The sequence below is a fragment of the Streptomyces xanthii genome (assembly GCF_014621695.1).
In the GTDB taxonomy this organism is placed as follows: Bacteria; Actinomycetota; Actinomycetes; order Streptomycetales; family Streptomycetaceae; genus Streptomyces; species Streptomyces xanthii.
This window is the reverse complement of sequence record NZ_CP061281.1, coordinates 4,070,482-4,087,027: the sequence shown is the minus strand read 5'-3', so window position 1 is coordinate 4,087,027 and position 16,546 is coordinate 4,070,482. Positions and strand designations below refer to the sequence as shown.

Annotated in this window: 15 protein-coding genes; 9 read left to right on the top strand and 6 right to left on the bottom strand. The window is 74.3% G+C overall.

Annotated elements, in window-relative coordinates; translation table 11 throughout:
* Positions 1-26 precede the first annotated feature (26 nt).
* Positions 27-896, top strand: coding sequence for an RICIN domain-containing protein (locus tag IAG42_RS18555; RefSeq protein WP_188338094.1), 870 nt, complete (start codon positions 27-29; stop codon positions 894-896).
* A gap of 11 nt (positions 897-907) precedes the next feature.
* On the opposite strand, the gene IAG42_RS18550 is transcribed toward IAG42_RS18555, so the two are convergent.
* The 3 genes from IAG42_RS18550 to IAG42_RS18540 form a co-directional block, all read right to left on the bottom strand.
* Positions 908-1,690, bottom strand: coding sequence for a hypothetical protein (locus IAG42_RS18550; protein WP_188338093.1), 783 nt, complete (start codon positions 1,688-1,690; stop codon positions 908-910).
* A gap of 57 nt (positions 1,691-1,747) precedes the next feature.
* Positions 1,748-3,100 carry a chloride channel protein gene (locus IAG42_RS18545; RefSeq protein ID WP_188338092.1) on the bottom strand — a complete coding sequence of 451 codons (1,353 nt, stop codon included), beginning with the start codon at positions 3,098-3,100 and terminating at the stop codon, positions 1,748-1,750.
* 108 nt (positions 3,101-3,208) lie between these two features.
* Positions 3,209-4,042, bottom strand: coding sequence for a YhjD/YihY/BrkB family envelope integrity protein (locus IAG42_RS18540; protein WP_188338091.1), 834 nt, complete (start codon positions 4,040-4,042; stop codon positions 3,209-3,211).
* Positions 4,043-4,514: 472 nt separating this feature from the next.
* Between IAG42_RS18540 and IAG42_RS18535 the strand changes: the two genes are divergently transcribed.
* Positions 4,515-5,504, top strand: a complete 990-nt coding sequence (locus IAG42_RS18535; protein ID WP_223206060.1) for a S8 family peptidase — start codon at positions 4,515-4,517, stop codon at positions 5,502-5,504.
* 18 nt (positions 5,505-5,522) lie between these two features.
* Here IAG42_RS18535 and IAG42_RS18530 read toward each other — a convergent pair whose 3' ends face one another.
* Positions 5,523-7,169: an acyl-CoA dehydrogenase family protein gene (locus IAG42_RS18530; protein WP_188338090.1), complete on the bottom strand. Its 1,647-nt coding sequence runs from the start codon at positions 7,167-7,169 to the stop codon at positions 5,523-5,525.
* A gap of 33 nt (positions 7,170-7,202) precedes the next feature.
* Entirely contained in the window at positions 7,203-7,811 is a 609-nt protein-coding gene (locus tag IAG42_RS18525) for a TetR/AcrR family transcriptional regulator (protein ID WP_188338089.1), read from the bottom strand.
* A 183-nt stretch (positions 7,812-7,994) separates the two neighbouring features.
* Here IAG42_RS18525 and IAG42_RS18520 point away from each other — a divergent pair, with 183 nt between their 5' ends.
* The 7 genes from IAG42_RS18520 to IAG42_RS18490 all read left to right on the top strand — a co-directional run bounded on the left by IAG42_RS18520 (position 7,995) and on the right by IAG42_RS18490 (position 15,261).
* Positions 7,995-8,591 (top strand): TetR/AcrR family transcriptional regulator, encoded by a 597-nt coding sequence (locus IAG42_RS18520; RefSeq protein WP_188338088.1) that lies wholly within the window; start codon positions 7,995-7,997, stop codon positions 8,589-8,591.
* A 607-nt stretch (positions 8,592-9,198) separates the two neighbouring features.
* Positions 9,199-10,134 (top strand): TauD/TfdA dioxygenase family protein, encoded by a 936-nt coding sequence (locus IAG42_RS18515; protein WP_188338087.1) that lies wholly within the window; start codon positions 9,199-9,201, stop codon positions 10,132-10,134.
* The gene (locus IAG42_RS18510) at positions 10,131-11,408 is read left to right on the top strand and encodes an MFS transporter (RefSeq protein ID WP_188338086.1); all 1,278 of its coding nucleotides are present in this window, start codon (positions 10,131-10,133) and stop codon (positions 11,406-11,408) included. Before IAG42_RS18515 ends, IAG42_RS18510 begins: the two co-directional genes overlap by 4 nt.
* A 29-nt stretch (positions 11,409-11,437) precedes the next feature.
* Positions 11,438-13,153, top strand: a complete 1,716-nt coding sequence (locus tag IAG42_RS18505; RefSeq protein WP_188338085.1) for an aldehyde dehydrogenase family protein — start codon at positions 11,438-11,440, stop codon at positions 13,151-13,153.
* Between the two features lie 59 nt (positions 13,154-13,212).
* A complete protein-coding gene (locus tag IAG42_RS18500; protein WP_188338084.1) occupies positions 13,213-13,650 on the top strand; it encodes a nuclear transport factor 2 family protein in 438 nt (145 codons plus the stop codon).
* A 136-nt stretch (positions 13,651-13,786) separates the two neighbouring features.
* Positions 13,787-14,041, top strand: coding sequence for a hypothetical protein (locus IAG42_RS18495; RefSeq protein ID WP_188338083.1), 255 nt, complete (start codon positions 13,787-13,789; stop codon positions 14,039-14,041).
* Positions 14,038-15,261, top strand: a complete 1,224-nt coding sequence (locus IAG42_RS18490) for a glycosyltransferase (RefSeq protein WP_223206059.1) — start codon at positions 14,038-14,040, stop codon at positions 15,259-15,261. The genes IAG42_RS18495 and IAG42_RS18490 overlap by 4 nt, the downstream gene beginning before the upstream one ends.
* Positions 15,262-15,283: 22 nt before the next feature.
* Here the strand turns inward: IAG42_RS18490 and IAG42_RS18480 are convergent, their stop codons facing one another.
* Positions 15,284-16,501 (bottom strand): cation:proton antiporter, encoded by a 1,218-nt coding sequence (locus tag IAG42_RS18480; protein ID WP_188341462.1) that lies wholly within the window; start codon positions 16,499-16,501, stop codon positions 15,284-15,286.
* Between the last annotated feature and the right edge of the window lie 45 nt (positions 16,502-16,546).

Genomic DNA, 16,546 nt, shown 5'->3' with positions numbered 1-16,546 from the left:
ATCGTCCATCACGTGTTGGAGTGAGCATGGCCCGCACTCGTTCTCTGGTCGTCGCGGCCGCCGGTCTGGCCGCCGCGTGCGCCGGTCTTCCGACGCCCGCCTGGGCGGCGGTCCCCGACGTCCCCGAAGCGCTGCGGATATCCGACGGCCCTTACGCGGGCTTCCAGTTCTGCGGTACCGGGACCCCTCCCGCGTTCCGTGCCGACAACGCCTTCAGCCCGCTGTTCGCCGCCTCGGTCCCGACCGTGGAACCGCAGCCCGGCCTCGCCGGGACCGTGGAGCTCGCACGTCCGGACGAGCCGGCGTTCCGCAGCTACCAGGTCGACACGGGGCCGGCCGGGCACGGGTGGGGCGTCCAGATCCCCACGAGCACGTTCGGCGCGGGTGACTACCGGTGGCGGATCCGGGCCGAGAACGCCGACGGGCCGTCCGCCTGGTCGGCCTGGTGCTCGTTCACCGTGACCACCGCGGAGACCACGCCCCGGCCCACGGAGTTCACCTACAGCCCCGACGGCGGGCGGCACTGCCTGGACGTCGCCGGCTCCGGCACGGAGAACGCGACAGCGGTCCAACTGTGGGACTGCAACGGTTCCCCGGGACAGGTCTGGAAGCCCGCCTCCGACCCGGGCACCCTCGTGAACCCCCACTCGGGCAAGTGCCTGGACGTGGCCGGCGGCGGCACGGCCGACGGCACCAAGGTCCAGATCTACGCGTGCAACGGCACCGGCGCACAGCAGTGGCGCCACGACACCCCGACCCCGGGTTCCCTCACCAACCCGGCGTCGGGCAAGTGCCTGGACGTGCCGTACGCGGAATTCGCCAACGGCGTCCGGGTCCAGATCCACGCGTGCAACGGCACGGACGCCCAGGTGTGGAAGGAGTACGCGCCCGCCTGACGCCGTCCTGGTCAGTACCGGTGGCCCGGCCAGTCCGGGTGGGTGTAGCGGGCCTCGTCGGTCAGGGCGAGGAGGGCGATGCGGCTCATGAGTTCCTCGGGGGCTCGCGCCCCGCGCAGGCGGTCCGTGCCGGGGCCCAGGAGCCAGTCGGTCAGGTCCGTGCGGAGGCGGTCGCGGTCGGTGTCGTACCAGTTGCCCTTCCAGGGGAGGTCGTCGCCCAGGAGGTCGTACTCCCATTCCGTGGCCGCGCGGGTCAGGTGGTCGTCGCTGACGGGGCCCGTGGTGCGGGTCCAGGTGGCCAGGTAGGGGGTGAGGGTGCCGGAGGCCTCGGCGCAGACGGCGAGGACGTCGTGGGCGGGGACGGGTGGGGTCGGGTCCGTGAGGGTGTGGGTCCACCAGGCGTCGAGGAAGTCGCGTACGGCTGCGGCCTGCCGTTCGGGCCATTGCTGCCAGTGGCCCCGGGCGAGGGAGCCGCCGGCCTCGGCCACGCCGTACACACAGGCTTCTGCGCGGCCGGCGGCCAACTCCCTTGCGAACTGCGGGAGTATGCGGCGCATGACGGCGCCGTGGTCCGTCCAGTCGATCGCCAGCCAGGTGCGGCGCAGAAGGTCCGGGTCGAGCTCGACGTCGGGCACCTTGAGGAGGGCCTGCTCCTCCTCGCTGCCCCAGTGGCAGGTGCAGTTCGCCTCTTCGGGGATCGCCGTCATGCCGCGGAAGGTGACGGCGAGGGTGTGGAGGGCCTCTTCGAGGCGGCGGCGTGCGGCGGTGGAGGTGGGGGTCGGGTCCGTGTCCATACGGGCGGCCTTCCAGGGACTCCGGTGGGCTCCTCGCCCGGGCCGAAGAGAGACACCCTAGTCGGTCCGGGGGGTGCGGGGGCGAGCCGTTTTCTGGTTCAGGAAGGTCACCGTCAGATGGGCGGTGACGGCCGTGATGACGATGAGGGGCATCTGGTCGTGGGCGTCCTTGCCGAGGAGGAGAACCGTCAGGACGGCGCTGCACAGGGGGAGGCCCATCACGGCGGTGCCCGCGGCGGTCATACCGAGGGCGAGGGCCGGGGTCGGGCCCAGGCCGGGGAGCGCGGCGCAGGCCACGGCCGCCGCGGCGCCGATGAGGAGGGCGGGGAAGATCGGGCCGCCGCGCAGGCCGCCGAGGCTGATGGCCCAGGCGAGCCCCTTGCAGGCGACGAGGGCGAACAGGGCTCCCACCGACCAGGCGCCGGGGTGCGCGGCGAGTTCGCCGAGCATGGCCTGGCCGGAGAGCGCGGCCTCCTCCGGTGAGCGCCCGGTGATCAGGGCGTACGCGGAGAGGCAGACGCCGACGGCCAGGGCGCAGGCCACCGTACGGGTCGCCGTGCGGTCGCGGGCGGTCCAGCGGCCGGTGCCGTGGCCGAGGCGGCGGGCCAGCGCGACGGCGGCGGCGATGAGGACGGCGAGCGGGATGCCCCAGAGGAAGTCGCCGGCGTCGGGGTTGGCGTCGGGCGGGACGCTGGGCAGGGACAGGCCGCCGATGCTCAGGCCGGTCCACTGGCCGAACCCGGTGAAGACGAGCGCGCCGGACGCGCTGGCGGCGAGGCAGGGCAGCAGCAGGACGACGAGTTGGGCGCCGCCGAGTCCGGCGGCCTCCAGGAGCAGGATCGCGGCGACGATGGGGCCGCCGAGGATCGTGGAGATCGCGGCGGTGGAACCGGCGGTCGCGACGACGCCGAGCGCCTGCGGGTTCTGGGCGCCCTTGATGCGGCGTACGGCGAGCAGGGCCAGGGCGCTGCCCACGGCCATCAGCGGTGCCTCGGGGCCGAGGACGCCGCCCAGGGGCAGGACGGTGAGGGCGGCGAGGACGACGCCGGGGAGTTCGCGGGGGCCGATGGGGTCGCCCGCGCCGAGTCCGTCGGCGGGCAGGTGGCCCCCGCCGCCCGGGAAGCGGGTGACGATCGGGGCGAGGATCAGGCCGGCGAGCGCGAGCGCGGGCAGCGGCCACCACCAGGGGGCTTCCGTGTAGCCGACGGCGTCGGGGAGCTCGGTCCAGATCTCGTGCTGGAGCCAGTGCTGGAGGCTCACGAAGAAGAACGCGGCGAGGGCGACCGGGATGCCGAGGAGGACGGACAGGAGGAGCAGGCGGAGGTAGCCGGGGGTCAGCAGGAGCCGGGCGGGCGACGGGGGCGGCGGGCCGTCGCCGCGGGGTGCGGCGGTGTCCTCGGCTGCCGTCATGCGGGCCCCCTCGTCGTTCGCCCTCGGCCGCCTGGCGGGGCCGGACCTCATGGCGTCATCCAAGTCCGGGCCGGTGGCGGGTGCACGTGGCGGTGGGCCGAACGGGGGTCAGGGGCGCGGCGGCGGGCGGTTCACCCAGCGGTCCAGGGGCGGGGCCTGGGCCAGTACCGCGCCGATGGTGAGCGCGAACGTGACCGCCGCGCACAGCACGATCAGCCAGGACAGCATCGCGAGGACCAGGCCGAGGGCGCCGTACTCGCCGAGGGCGCGATCGAGGGCGACGGGCAGGTAGACGCGGGCGCTGAGGGCGAGCGCGCTGGTGGCGGCGCCGGCCAGGACCGCGCCGGGGAGCAGCGGCAGCCAGGGCAGCCGGCCGGCCAGCAGCAGGTGCTGGGTCCACAGCCAGACGGTGGTGCTGAGCAGGAAGAACAGGGGGACGCCGAGGAGGGCGCCGGCGCCGAAGCCCTGGCGGATCGGGCCCTGGAGGAAGACGAACAGGACGAGGGCGAGCAGCCACACCACCCAGCGCCACGCTGTGATGCGGGTCGATGCCTTCGGCAGGCCCCAGGCGCGTTCGCAGACCCGGGCCATGGCGCGGCTGAAGCTCGTCGCGGAGGCGAGGGCGACGACGAGTCCGATCGCTCCGCTCGTGTCGCGGATCTCGTCGTCGGCGTCGGAGTTGATGACCTGGCCGAGCTCGTCGGCGGTGACTCCGGAGAGGCCGAACATCGTCCGTACGGAGTCCTGGAGCTGGGCGCGGATGCCGTGCGGGGCGAACGCGGCGATCGCGAAGAGGAGGGGGACGGCGGCGAGGAAGGCCTGGGCCGCCAGGCGGGTCGCCGAGTCGAGGAGCCGGCCCGTGACCAGGCGGGCGATCACCTCCGTGATCACGGGGGCGCGGCGCTCGGCTCTGGCCTGGAGGTTCTTCAGGCGGGTGAGCATGCGCGCCGCGCGGGGGGCGGGTCGTCCATGTGCCGCAGTATCGCGGGGTGGGCCGGGGTTCGCGCGCGGGGAGCGTCTGCGGGGTGAGCCTCTCGTCGCGGGGTGCGGGCCGGTGGGGGCTGGTCGCGCAGTTCCCCGCGCCCCTGAAGGCGCACTCCGTGCGCCCCGGGGGCCCGCCGGTCGCGCCCCACCGGCCCGCGCCCCTGAAATGCAGACCCTTCGGGTCGCATTTCCCCGATCAAGGTGCGGGGCGCCTGTTGTCGGGGGAAGGCGCGGCGAAGCCGCAGCCTTTCAGGGGCGCGGGGCTGTGTCCATCAGCGGCTCCGCCGCGGGGCGCGACCAGCCCCCACCCGCCCGCAGCCGGCGACGAGAGGCTCACCCGTCCGGAGGAACCCGTGTCGCCGTCGCGAGGGGCGGGCCGTCCCCTGGAAGCAGCCCGAGAGAAGAACGCGCCGATCGAGAAGAGGCCCCGATGACCCGTGCTGCCGTCCGGAGGATCTGCGTCGGGATCGTTGTGGGGGTCATGGTCGGCGGGCTCACCACGGCGTGCGGGGACGACGAGAAGAAGGCGGACCCGCTGCGCGGCCGGCAGTGGGCGCTGGACACGTTGCGGCTGCCGGACGCGTGGAAGGACACGGAGGGCGACGACACGGTGATCGCGGTCGTCGACAGCGGCGTCGACCTGAAGCACCCGGATCTGAAGGGCCGTCTCGTCGGCGGGTACGACTTCGTGGACGGCGACAAGAAGCCGCAGGACGGCTTCGGGCACGGCACGCACGTCGCGGGCATCGCGGCGGCCCACACCGACAACGGCATCGGCGTCGCGGGCGGCGCCCCCGCCGCGAAGATCATGCCGGTACGGGTCCTGGGCGCCGACGGCAGCGGCAGCAACGGGAACATCACCCGGGGCATCGTCTGGGCCGCCGACCACGGCGCCGACGTCATCAACCTCTCCCTCGGGGAAGGCCCGTTGATGTCGAACCTCCTCCAGGGCGGCATCCTGAACGCGGCGATCCAGCACGCCCACGACAAGGGCGCCGTGGTCGTGGCCGCCGCCGGGAACGACGGCGCCGCGACCCAGCCGTACAAGGTGCAGACTCCGGTGCTCGTGGTCGGGGCGAGCGATCGCGACGGGCAGCCGGCCGAGTTCTCCAACTTCGGTGCGCAGGACGCCGTCTCGGCGCCCGGCGTCGGCATCATGTCGACGCTGCCAACGTACGGGGTGCAGCTCACCGAGAAGAAGAACGGGGAGGTGAACGACTCCGGGTACGGGGAGCTGGACGGGACGTCGATGGCCGCCCCGTACGTGGCGGCCGTCGCCGCGCTGCTGCACGGCGAGGGCAAGGACCCGGACGAGATCATGCGGATCATCCGGGACACGGCGAAGAACCCGGACCACGTGGAGAAACTCGGGCTCGGGGTGGTGGACGCGAAGGCCGCCGCCGACAGCGCCGACGACTGATCCGTCCGCGTCCCCCGGTCAGAGGCCTGCGGGCAGCCGGTCGAGGAGCGCCGCGAAGTCAGAGGCCGGCGGCAGCGTGCCGAAGGCCTGTCCGCGGTCGCCGGCCAGCCGCGTCGCGCAGAACGTGTCGGCGACGGCGGCCGGCGCGTGCCGGACGAGGAGCGAGCCCTGCAGGACGAGCGCGGCGCGTTCGATGACGCGGCGGGCGCGCAGCGGGGCGTCCTCGGTGAGCGTCAGCTCGCCCTGGAGCTCGCGCCAGGCGGTGTCGAGCCGCGCGTCGGCGCCGGACGCGGCCTCGATCTCCGTGCGGAACGCGTCGAGGGAGGCGGGTTCGCGGGCGAGGGCGCGGAGCATGTCGAGCGCGTTGACGTTGCCGGAGCCTTCCCAGATGCCGTTGAGGGGGGCGTCGCGGTAGAGGCGCGGCATTCCTGACAGTTCGTCATATCCGTTGCCGCCGAGGCATTCCAGGGCTTCGGCGACGGCGGCGGGCTGGCGCTTGCAGACCCAGTACTTGGCGACGGCGGTGGCGAGGCGCAGGAAGGCGCGCTCGGATTCATCACCATGCTGGGCGCGGTCGGCGGCGCCCGCGAGACGCAGGGCGACCGTCGTCGCCGCCTCGGACTCGACGGACAGGTCGGCCAGCACGTTGCGCATGAGCGGCTGGTCGATGAGCTTGGCGCCGAACACCGAGCGGTGGCGGGCGTGGTGGGCGGCCTCGGCGAGGGCGGCGCGGGTGCCGGAGGCGGAGCCGAGGACGCAGTCGAGGCGGGTGCTCGTCACCATGTCGATGATGGTGCGCACGCCCTTGCCCTCGGCGCCGACGAGCCAGGCGACGGTGTCGTCGAACTCGGGCTCGCTGGAGGCGTTGGAGCGGTTGCCGAGCTTGTTCTTCAGGCGCTGGATCCGGAAGGTGTTGCGGCTGCCGTCGGGCAGGACGCGCGGCACGAGGAAGCAGGACAGGCCGCCGGAGGCCTGGGCCAGGACCAGGAACAGGTCGTTCATGGGGGCGCTGGTGAACCACTTGTGGCCGCGCAGCCGCCAGGTGCCGTCGGGCTGCGGGACGGCGGCCGTGGTGTTGGCGCGCACGTCGGTGCCGCCCTGCTTCTCGGTCATCCCCATGCCGGCGAGCAGCCCGGCCTTCTCGGTGGGGGTGCGCAGGCCGGGCTCGTAGACGCGGCTGGTCAGCAGGGGTTCGTACGTCTTGGCGAGGTCGGGGGCGTGGCGCAGGGCGGGCACGACGGCGTACGTCATGGAGACCGGGCAGCCGTGTCCGGCCTCGGTGCTGGACCACACCATGAACCCGGCGGCACGCGCGACGTGGGCGCCGGGCCGTTCGTCGGCCCAGGCGCTGCCGCCGAGGCCTTCGGAGATCGCCACGTCCATGAGGGAGTGGTAGGCGGGGTGGAAGTCGACCTCGTCGACTCGGTTGCCGTAGCGGTCGTGGGTGCGCAGGACCGGCTCGTAGGTGTTGGCCTCCTCGGCCCAGCGGCGGACCTCCTCGCTGCCCGCGCGGCGGCCGATGCGGTGCAGGTCGTCGAGGGACCAGGCGGCGCCCTCGCGGCGCACGCCCTCCAGCAGGACCGGGTCGTCGGCGACGTCGTGGCCGGTCAACGGCGGTGCCTGGTTGGTCACTTCGTGGGTCACGGCGGTGGGCTTGCTCTGCACGGTGCGTGCCTCCTGTGACGGGACGGGGTGGGGTCAGGGTGTGGGCGCGCCCGCGCAGCGCAGCGCGGCGGCGGTGAGGTCGGCGAGGAGCTGTCCGGTGCCGTCCGGGTCGGGGTCGGCGAGAGGGTCGACGAGGGCCTCGCCGATGGCGCCGGTGAGCACGGCGGCGGTGATCTCCGCGTTCTGTGCGGGGAGCCGGCCGGCCGCGATGCCCTCCCGTACGACCTCGGCGTACAGGGCGCGGTAGCGGCGGCGGAAGTCGAGGCGCTCGGCGCCGACGGCCGGTTCGGCGGGGGCGGCGAGCAGGGCGTAGGCCAGGCCCCGGTTCTCCAGGGCGCGGCGGGCGCAGACCTCGACGCCGCGGGCGAGGCGCTCGACGGGGTCGCCGGGCTCGTGCAGCACCTGCCCGAGGACCTCGACCTCGCGGCCGGCGGCGCGCCGGAACACCTCGACGGCGAGCGCGGCCTTGGACGGGAAGTGCTGGTACACGGACCCGGCCGCGATCCCGGCCGCGGCGGCGACGGCGGTGACCGAGGCCTGCGCCCAGCCGACCTCGGCGACGACGGCGGTGGCGCTGGCGACGAGGTGCTCGCGCGCGGCTTCGAGCCGGCCGATCTCGGCGGGGGTCTTGCGGTAGGCCATACAAGCAGTGAACCATCATTCAGAGCTTCGCGCCATGGCCGGCACCCGACCGGCCCGGCCCTGGACGAGCGCTACAAGATCCCCCGCGAACTCGTCCTGCGCGCCGAGCTGCCGCGCACCCCCTCCGGCAAGGTCACCAAGCACGTGCTGCGGGCGGAGCTCACGGCCGCGTAGGGTCGCCGCATGGCCGACGATCAGGGGCAGGGCACGCGGCGGGGACCGGGACGGCCGCGCCAGGAGCACGTCACGCGCGCCGTCCTGGACGCCGTGGTCGAACTGGTCGCGGAGAGCGGCATGGCCGCGCTGACGATGGACTCCGTCGCGGCCCGCGCCGGGGTCAGCAAGCCGGCCATGTACCGGCGCTGGCCGACCAAGCAGGATCTCGTCATCGCGGCGGCCGAGTCCCGGATCGGGCCGCTGAGCGTGCCCGACATGGGGGACTTCCGCGCCGAGCTGCGGGCCGTCCTGACCGCCCGCATGACCGCGTACCGGCAGCCGGGCATCGCACGACTGCTCGCCGGGGTGATCGGCGCCGCCGCCGAGCAGGACATGGTGCCCGAGGGGTACGGCGCGTACACGGCGCGCGTGACGAGCGAGACCCGGCACGTCCTGGAGCGCGGCGTGACGCGCGGCGACGTGCGGCCGGACGCCGATCTGTCCACGGCGACGACGCTGGTCGCCTCCTCGCTGCTGTTCCGCCTGGTCGCCGAGCAGCGGCTGCCGGACGAGGCGCTGGTCGACTCGGTGGTGGACCTCGTGGGGCGCGCGGTCGCCTCCTGACGCCGGGCGGCGCCGCCCGGTCCCAGCCGTCCCACCCCCAGCCCCAGAGCACCCCACCGCCCGGTCCCGGACCGTCGCACCGCCCGGCCCCGGGCCGCCCCGCCCCCCAGCCCGAGGCCGCCTCGGTTCTCCCGGTCCCGGACTGTCCTGCCTCCCGGCCTCGAGCCGTCCACTCCCCTCAGCCCGAGGCCGCCCTGCCTCCCGGTCCCGGGCCGTCCACTCCCCTCAGCCCCAGGCCGCCCCGCCTCCCGATCCCGGGGCGTCCCCGCCTCCCGGCCTCTGCCGCCCCTTCTCCCGGCCCAGGCCATCACACCGACCAGCCCCAGGCCGCCCTGTCTCCCGGTCCCGGGTTGTCCCGCCTTCCAGCCCCAGCCCGCCCCGCCTCCCCACCCCAGGCCGTCGCACCGCCCGGTCCCGGACCGCCGCCCCAGCCCCAGGCCACCCCGTCCCCCGATCCCGGGGCCGTCCCCGCCTCCCGGCCCCCGGAAATCAACCCGGCGCACCCCCTTGCCTCGTCGCGAGGCAATATCGATACTGCCGGTTACGTAATCCGTGTCTGTCATCCAGCCGCCCGCGTTCACGCGTGCGCTGTCGGGAGGACTTCCTCATGCACGACGTCGCCTCGGCCTCCGTGGCCGATCCCCGCCCGGTGCTCGACAAGCCCCTGATGCACTACGGGCGCCGCACCCTGGACCGGCTCGCCCCGGGCACCGAACAGCCCGCGTACACCTGCTTCGAGGTCGCCCCGCTCACCCCGCACTTCGGCGCCGTGCTCGGCGGCGTCGACCTGACCCGGCCCCTCACCGAGCAGCTCGCCGGGGAGCTGCGCCAGGCGCTCCTCGAGTGGAAGGTGATCTTCTTCCGGGGGCAGCACGGCTTCACCGCCGAGCACCAGCTGGCCCTCTCGGGTGTGTGGGGCCCGCCCGAGCCCAACCCGTTCTTCGCGCGGACCGGCACCCCCGGCATCTCCCGGCTCGCCAAGGACGCCAAGGCCGCGGGCAACAAGAACATCTGGCACAGCGACCACTCGTTCATGGCCAACCCCTCGCTCGGCGCCGTGCTGCGCGCCGTGGAGGTGCCCGCCGCGGGCGGCGACACCATGTGGGCCGACATGGCGGCCGCCTACGACAACCTGCCCGAGGACCTGAAGGAGCGCATCGACGGACTGACCGCCGTCCACGACTGGGAGGCCAGCTGGGGCGCGCTCATGGACGACGCCCAGAAGGCCGCCTTCCGCGCGAACTGGCCGCAGGTCGAGCACCCCGTCGTCGTGCGCCACCCGCGCAGCGGCCGCCGGACGCTGTACGTCAACGAGCCCTTCACCCGGTACATCAAGGGCCTGTCCGAGCGGGAGAACCGCGAACTGCTCGACATCCTGGTGCTCCAGGCGCGCATCCCCGAGTTCCAGATCCGCTTCCACTGGGAGCCGGACTCCATCGCGATCTGGGACAACATCGCCGTCCAGCACTACGCGGTCAACGACTACTTCCCGCAGCGCCGGGTGATGGAGCGCATCGCCATCGCCGGGGTCCCGCTCGCATGACCGCCACGACCGCCGCGCCCGGCAAGGGAGTCGCGGACCGCGAGGGCGGCGGCCGGCGGGCCTGGACGGTGACCGGCCTGCTCGTCTTCTTCATGATGGTCAACTTCGCGGACAAGTCCGTCCTCGGGCTCGCCGGTGACGAGATCCGCGCCGATCTGCACCTGAGCGCCACCGAGTTCGGGCTCGCCAACAGCGCGTTCTTCCTGCTGTTCTCGGTCGCCGCGATCGTGGTCGGGCTCGCCGCCGACCGGGTGTCGCCGAAGGTGCTGCTCCTGGTCATGGCCGCGCTGTGGTCGGTGGCGCAGGTGCCGCCCGCGATCGGTGGCGGGCTCGCGGTCCTCGTGGGCTCCCGGGTGTTCCTGGGCGCGGCGGAGGGACCCGCGTTCCCCGTCGCCCAGCAGGCCACGCTGTCCTGGTTCCCCGACCACCGGCGCAATCTGCCGGGCGCCCTGATCACGGTCGGCATCACGCTCGGCGTCATCGTCTCGGCCCCGACCCTGACCTGGCTGATCCAGCACCACGGCTGGCGCTCGGCCCTGTGGGTGCTCGCGGCGGCCGGCGCGGTGTGGGGTCTCGCCTGGGCGGCGCTCGGCGCGGACAGCCCGCGCCCCGCCGGCGGCGGCGCCACGGGCACCGGACCGCAGGTCCCCTACCGGCGGATCTTCGCGAGCCGCACCTGGATCGGCACGACGCTCGCGTACTTCACCAGCTACTGGACCGTGGCGCTGATGCTGGTGTGGCTGCCGTCGTACCTGCGCCACGCCCTCGGCTACGCGGCCGGCACCGCCGGACTGGTGATCGTCGCGCCCTGGGCGGTCGGCGCCGCCGTCCTGTTCGGGCAGGCCTGGCTGACCGGGCGGCTGATGCGGCGCGGCGCGAGCGGGAAGGCCGCGCGCGGGCGGGTGGGCGCGGGCCTGCTCGCGATCGGCGCGGTGTGCCTGCTGCTCACACCGCTGACCGACGGGCGCGCGTCCCAGACCGTGCTGATCGCGCTGGGCTTCGGCTTCGGCGGCGCCTACGCCACCGTGGCCGCCACCACCGTCGCCGCCCTCGCCCCGCCGGGCCGCGGCGGCGGCGCCCTCGGCCTGATGAACGCGCTGGTCACGGCAGCCGGCCTGGTCGCGCCCGCGGTCGTCGGCGCCCTCGTCGACGCCCAGGGCACCGCGGGCTACCGGCACGCCGTGCTGCTGTCCGGCGTGCTGCTCACGGCCGGCGCCGTGGCCGCGTACGCGCTCGTCGACCCGGAGCGCGACCGGACCCGCCTGACCACCTGAACACCCGTGAACACAAGAGGAGTCGACCTGTGAGCACCACCGCATCGGCGCTGGACACCGCCCCGCTGGACCGGGCCGTCCACGACCTGCGCGAGCGCGCCGGGAGCTGGACCAGGACCGCGCTGCCCGAGCGGATCGCCCTGCTGGAGCGCATGCTGCCGCGGATCGCGGCCGGCGCCGCCGCCATGGTCGCCGACGCGGCCCGCGCCAAGGGGTATCCGGAGGACTCCGGCTGGGCGGCCGAGGACTGGGTGGCTGCGCCCTGGGCGCTCGCGCAGGGCGTGCGCGCCACCCTGCACGTCCTGCGCCGCCTCGACGCGGGCCGAACTCCCGTACCGGACAGGGCGGTCCGGACCCGCGAGGGTCGTACGGTCGTCGACGTCTTCCCGGTCACCGGCTCCGACCGGCTGCTCCTGAGCGGCTTCGGCGCCCAGGTGTGGACGCTGCCGGGCACCACCCGCGAGCAGGTCCTGGCCCGCGCGGCCGGGGAGTACCGGGGCCGGGCGGGCGCGAGCGGAGTCGCGCTCGTGCTCGGCGCGGGCAACGTCGCCGCGATCACCCCGCTCGACGTCCTGCACAAGCTGTACGCCGAGGGCCAGGTCGTCCTCGCCAAGATGAACCCGGTCAACGCCTACCTGCGGCCGCACTTCGAGGCGGTGTTCGCCGAGTTCGTGGAGCGCGGCTGGGTGCGCTTCGTGGACGGGGGCGCGGCGGAGGGCGCGTACCTGACCGGGCACGAGGGCGTCGACACCATCCATGTCACCGGCAGCGAGCGCACCCACGACGCGATCGTGTGGGGCACGGACGAGCAGGCCGCACAGCGCCGCGCGGCCGGCGCCCCGCTCAACGGCAAGCCGTTCACGAGCGAGCTGGGCGGGGTGAGCCCGTGCATCGTGACGCCCGGACCGTGGAGCGCGGCGGACTTCCGCTTCCAGGCGGAGCACATCGTCACGAGCAAGCTCAACAACTCCGGCCACAACTGCGTCGCCACCCAGGTCCTGGTCGTGCCACGGGACTGGGACGGCACGGAGCGGCTGCTCGAGGAGATCCGCCGGGTCCTGCGCGAACTGCCCGAGCGCGCCGATCACTACCCGGGTGCGGCCGACCGGATCGCCGCGACGGCCGGCACGCACCCGGACGCCGAGGCCTACGGCGACGGCGGCTGCCGGGTCCTGGTCCCCGAGATCAGCGACCCCGACGACCCGATGCTCACCATCGAGGTGTTCGCGAGCGCGCTCGGCGTGGTGCGCCTGCCCGGCGCCGATGCCCCCGAATTCCTCGCCGCAGCCGTCGAGTTCGCCAACGACAGGCTGCCGGGCACGCTCGGGGCGACGCTCCTCGTCCACCCCCGCACCGAGCGCGCCCACCGCACGGCGGTCGACGGGGCGATCGCCGCGCTGCGCTACGGCACGCTCGGCGTCAACTGCTGGTCGGCGTTCGGCTTCCTGCTCGGCTACACGCCGTGGGGCGCGTTCCCCGGCCACACCCGGCAGGACATCGGCAGCGGCATCGGGTTCGTGCACAACGCCTTCCAGCTGGAGGACGTGGAGAAGACGGTGCTGCGCGCGCCGTTCGCGCCCGCGCCCCGCGGCCTGTTCACGGGCTCGCCCTCGCTGTCGCCCCGCCCGCCGTACTACGTCACCAACCGCACCGGCCGCACGACGATGCGCCGCCTGACCGCGTACACCGCCGACGGCAGGATGCGGCGCCTGCCGGGAATCCTCGCGTCGGCGCTGCGGGGCTGACGGGCGGCATTACCTCCCAGGTCATCGCGCATTCCGGCGGCCCGGGCCACGATCGGTGCATGACCACCGCAGAGGACACCCGCCGCACCGACGCCGCCCGGGCCACCCGCACCGCCGTCGACGCCTTCTTCGCCGCACGGGCCGCCGCCGACACCGAGCGGCTGACCGCGCTGTTCGCCGACGAGGTCGACTGGCTGCTCGCCGAGAACCCCGTCGTCCCGTGGATCCGGCCCCGCCGCACCGCCGCCGAGTGCGCCGCGCAGTTCGAGGAGCTGGCCGCGCACACCGTCGCCGAGGACGCCCGCGCCTCGGTCGACACGCTGCTCGTCGACGGCACGGACGCCGTGCTGATGGGGCACATCTCCGGCACCGTGCGCGCCACCGGCAAGTCCTTCGAGGGGCCCTACGCGCTGCGCCTGACCGTCGAGGAGGGCCGCATCACACGCTTCCACCTGTACGAGAACAGCGTGTCGGTCGCCGCCGCCTGCACCCCCTGACGGTCCGCCGCCCGCACCCCCGACGACAGCCGTCGCCCGCACCCCCCGCGACGGACATAAGGTGCATACCCGGCCCAGGGCGCCATAGGGTTGCCGCTACGTGACGCGTGAGCCGCACGAGAAGGTCGGTCCGTGTATGAGCACCAGCCCCAGCCGCCCGCCGCTCCGTTTCGAACCGGCCCGGCCCGCCCCCGGCCGCCGCAAGGTCCTCGCGTTCCTGCTCGGCACGCTGATCTGGCTGGCGGCCGGTGTCCTCGCGGTCGTGCTGCTCGGGCAGTCGTTCATCCTGCGGCACCTGCTGCTCGCCGTCCTGGTCTCCTGGTGCGTCTTCGGGATCGCCCTGGCCTTCGGCAGCGCCTCCCGGCGCCGTGAGGAGGGAAAGGCCCCGTGAGCTTCCTCGACGTCCTGCTCGTCTTCCTCGCGTTCTACCCGGTCGTGACCGGCGCCGCCTGGATGGTCGGCGGGGTCGCCTTCCGGCTCCTCGACGAGCGGCCCGACGCGGTCGAGCCGGACGGCGGCTGGCCCGGCGTCACCGTCCTCGTCCCCGCCTACAACGAGGAAGCGGTCATCGCGCGCTGCGTCGCGGCCCTGCGCCGCGTCGACTACCCCGGCCTGGAGATCCTCGTCCTCAACGACGGCTCCAAGGACGCCACCGTCGCCGCCGCCCGCGCCGCCGCCGGGGACGACCCGCGCGTCACCGTCTTCGACGACGGCGTGAACCTCGGCAAGGCCGACCGCCTCAACGACGGGATGCGCCGCGCCCGCCACGACCTCGTCCTCGTCACCGACGCCGACACCCACCTGCACCCCGACGCCGTACACCACCTCGTCGCCCGCATCCAGCGCTCCCCGCGCTACGCGGCCGTCGCCGGCAGCCCCCGCGTCACCAACCGGGGCAGCGTCCTCGCCACCATGCAGATGCTGGAGACGGCCTCGCTGATCGGGCTGATGCGCCGCACCCACGCGCTCGCCGGACGGGTCGGCACCGTCGCGGGCGTCCTCGGACTGTTCCGCCGCGACGCCGTCCTCGCCGTCGGCGGCTACGACCCCCGCATGGCCACCGAGGACATCGAACTGACCTGGCGGCTCCTGGAGGCCGGACACCTCACCGGCTTCGCCCCGCACGCCCTCGTCGGCATGCAGGTCCCGCAGACCCTGAGCGGCATCTGGGCGCAGCGCACCCGCTGGGCCCGCGGCCAGGGCGAGGTGCTGCGCACGCACGGCCGCACCGTCGCCCGCGCCCGGCACCGCGGCATGTGGCCCATCGCCGTCGAGGCCCTCCTCTCCTACGTCTGGGTGCTCACGATGCTCGCGGCGACCGTGTGGGGCGTCGTGCACTGGATCGGGCACCCGGGCGACACCGAGTTCCGCTGGATGATCGCGTGGGGCGTCGGGATCGCCGTCGTCGCGATGCTCCAGATCGCGATCGCGGTCGCCGTCGAACTCCGCCTCGACCCACGGCTCCTCTACGCGTGTCTGCTGCTGCCCCTGTATCCGCTCGCCCACTGGACCGTCAACGCGCTCGCCGCGATCACCACCCAGACGCAGGGGCTGCTGCGCGGCCCGCGCAAACGGCGAGTCGTCTGGGATCTGCCCCGCAGCCCTGGCTGAGACAAAGGAGCGCGGCCCCGGCTCACCAGGTCTCCGTCTCCCCCGCCCCGCGCGGCAGCTCCGGCGCCGTGCCCCGGGCCCGCGCCCGCAGCCGCATCGCGACCAGCGGGAAGACCAGGACGGAGATCATCGCCGCGCCGACCAGCGCCGCCGCGTCGCTCTGCGCCAGCACCCCGTCGTCGACGCCGATCGCGGTGATCGCCACGACGAGCGGCAGGCAGGTCGCCGAGTACACGGTCAGGGCGCGCCGGCTGAGCGGGCTCAGGTCACGCGGGGCCAGGAAGTACGCGGGCAGGCCGCGGACCACGAGGAACAGCACCAGGAACACCGGCAGCAGAAGCAGCGTGCGGCCCCCGTCGAGCAGCGAGGCCAGGTCGAACTCGATGCCGGTCACGATGAAGAACAGCGGCACCAGGAACCCGAAGCCCATCGCCTCGACCTTCTCCAGCACCTCCTCGCTGCTCTCCGGCGCAGCCCCCACCAGCACCAGCCGGGTCAGCAGGCCCGCCGCGAACGCGCCGAGCAGCACGTCCAGGCCGAACGCCTGCGACAGCGCGAGCATCGCCACGAGCAGCAGCATCACGAACCGCACCGCGAACTGGCCGCTCGTGTGCAGGGTCGTCCGGATCACCTGGCTGAACCAGGGCGGGCGCGGGCGCAGCGCCCAGAACACGGCGGCCGCGGTGATCGCCGCGAACACCGCGAGGACGACGGTGGCCGTGCCGGGGCTGCGCCCGCTCAGCAGCACCGCCATCGCGATGATCGGCCCGAACTCGCCGACCGCGCCGAACGCCAGCATCACCGTGCCGAACCGGCCATCCAGATCGCCGCTGTCCCGCAGGATCGGCAGCACCGTGCCGAGCGCCGTACTCGTCAGTGCGGTGCCGATGATGACCGTACGGGCCAGGTCGAGCCCGGTGAGGGCCAGCGCGATCGCCAGGCCCAGCGCCAGCGACACGACCCACGCGGCGACCGAACGGCGCAGGGTGTCGCCCTTGATCGCGGCGAACTCGATCTCGTAGCCGGCCAGGAAGATCAGCATCGACAGGCCGAGGTCGGACAGCACGTCGACGACCTCGCCGCCGTGCGCCCAGCCCAGCACGTCCGGCCCGATCAGGATGCCGAGCACGATCTCGAAGATGACGACGGGGATCCGCGCCCAGCGGCCCACCCCGTGCGCGAGCAGCGGCGCCACGACCGCCGCCGCCATGACGAGGATGAGCGTCCCTGCCTGTCCCAACACCGTCCCCCGTCCCGTGCCGACTCCGGTGCGTTCCGGTGCGCA

What these genes read in the sequence shown, in the direction of transcription:
- IAG42_RS18525 (WP_188338089.1), bottom strand. Translation starts at nt 7,811, where the DNA reads ATGGCCTACCGCAAGACCCCCGCCGAGATCGGCCGGCTCGAAGCCGCG.
- IAG42_RS18520 (WP_188338088.1), top strand. Translation starts at nt 7,995, where the DNA reads ATGGCCGACGATCAGGGGCAGGGCACGCGGCGGGGACCGGGACGGCCG.
- IAG42_RS18550 (WP_188338093.1), bottom strand. Translation starts at nt 1,690, where the DNA reads ATGGACACGGACCCGACCCCCACCTCCACCGCCGCACGCCGCCGCCTC.
- IAG42_RS18545 (WP_188338092.1), bottom strand. Translation starts at nt 3,100, where the DNA reads ATGACGGCAGCCGAGGACACCGCCGCACCCCGCGGCGACGGCCCGCCG.
- IAG42_RS18500 (WP_188338084.1), top strand. Translation starts at nt 13,213, where the DNA reads ATGACCACCGCAGAGGACACCCGCCGCACCGACGCCGCCCGGGCCACC.
- IAG42_RS18515 (WP_188338087.1), top strand. Translation starts at nt 9,199, where the DNA reads ATGCACGACGTCGCCTCGGCCTCCGTGGCCGATCCCCGCCCGGTGCTC.
- IAG42_RS18555 (WP_188338094.1), top strand. Translation starts at nt 27, where the DNA reads ATGGCCCGCACTCGTTCTCTGGTCGTCGCGGCCGCCGGTCTGGCCGCC.
- IAG42_RS18510 (WP_188338086.1), top strand. Translation starts at nt 10,131, where the DNA reads ATGACCGCCACGACCGCCGCGCCCGGCAAGGGAGTCGCGGACCGCGAG.
- IAG42_RS18535 (WP_223206060.1), top strand. Translation starts at nt 4,515, where the DNA reads ATGACCCGTGCTGCCGTCCGGAGGATCTGCGTCGGGATCGTTGTGGGG.
- IAG42_RS18495 (WP_188338083.1), top strand. Translation starts at nt 13,787, where the DNA reads ATGAGCACCAGCCCCAGCCGCCCGCCGCTCCGTTTCGAACCGGCCCGG.
- IAG42_RS18540 (WP_188338091.1), bottom strand. Translation starts at nt 4,042, where the DNA reads ATGCTCACCCGCCTGAAGAACCTCCAGGCCAGAGCCGAGCGCCGCGCC.